The organism is Streptomyces sp. NPDC001093, from assembly GCF_040298985.1.
Taxonomy (GTDB): Bacteria; Actinomycetota; Actinomycetes; order Streptomycetales; family Streptomycetaceae; genus Streptomyces.
In genome coordinates, this window is record NZ_JBEPBF010000306.1 from 1 (window position 1) to 1,010 (window position 1,010).

The 1,010-nt window shown below is 69.6% G+C and carries 1 protein-coding gene; it reads left to right on the forward strand.

What is annotated here, in order from left to right; all coding sequences use genetic code 11:
* Nucleotides 1–1,010, forward strand: a 1,010-nt coding sequence (locus tag ABT288_RS50050) for a putative Ig domain-containing protein (protein ID WP_351623465.1), incomplete at both ends; no start/stop codon positions are given.

The window sequence follows — 1,010 nt, forward strand, 5'->3', positions numbered from 1 at the left end:
GTCGCCGACCCGGCCACCGGCGTGGCGGTCTACGACACCTACGGCGGCTCCGGCTGGGCGGTCTACGGCGGCACCAGCGCCAGCTCGCCGATCATCGCCTCCGTCTACGCCCTCGCGGGCACCCCGGGCGCGAGCGACTACCCGGCGAAGTACCCCTACCAGCACACCGGCAACCTGTACGACGTCACCAGCGGCAACAACGGCAGCTGCTCCCCGTCGTACTTCTGCACCGCGGGCACCGGCTACGACGGCCCGACCGGCTGGGGCACCCCGAACGGCACCACCGCCTTCACCGCCGGCTCCACCGGTGGCAACACGGTGACCGTCACCAACCCCGGCAGCCAGTCGACCACCACCGGAAGCTCGGTCAGCCTGCAGATCAAGGCCACCGACAGCGGCGGCGCCTCCCTCACCTACAGCGCTTCCGGCCTGCCGACCGGGCTGTCCATCAACAGCTCCACCGGCCTGATCTCGGGTACGGCGTCCACCGCGGGCACCTACCAGGTCACGGTCACCGCGAAGGACTCCACCGGAGCCTCCGGCTCGACCTCCTTCACCTGGACCGTCGGCTCCGGCGGTGGCGGCTGCACCTCCTCCCAGCTGCTGGCCAACCCCGGCTTCGAGTCGGGCAACACCGCCTGGACCGCCACCAGCGGTGTGATCGTCAACGACACCGGTGAGGCGGCCCACGGCGGCTCCTACTACGCCTGGCTCGACGGCTACGGCTCCAGCCACACCGACACCCTGTCCCAGTCGGTGACGATCCCGGCCGGCTGCAAGGCCACGCTCACCTTCTACCTGCACATCGACACCTCGGAGACCACCACCAGCACCGCGTACGACAAGCTGACGGTGACCGCCGGTTCGACCACCCTGGCGACGTACTCGAACCTCAACGCGAACTCCGGGTACGCGCAGAAGACCTTCGACCTGTCCTCGCTGGCGGGCCAGACGGTCACCCTGAAGTTCAACGGCGTGGAGGACTCCTCGCTGCAGACCAGCTTCGTCGT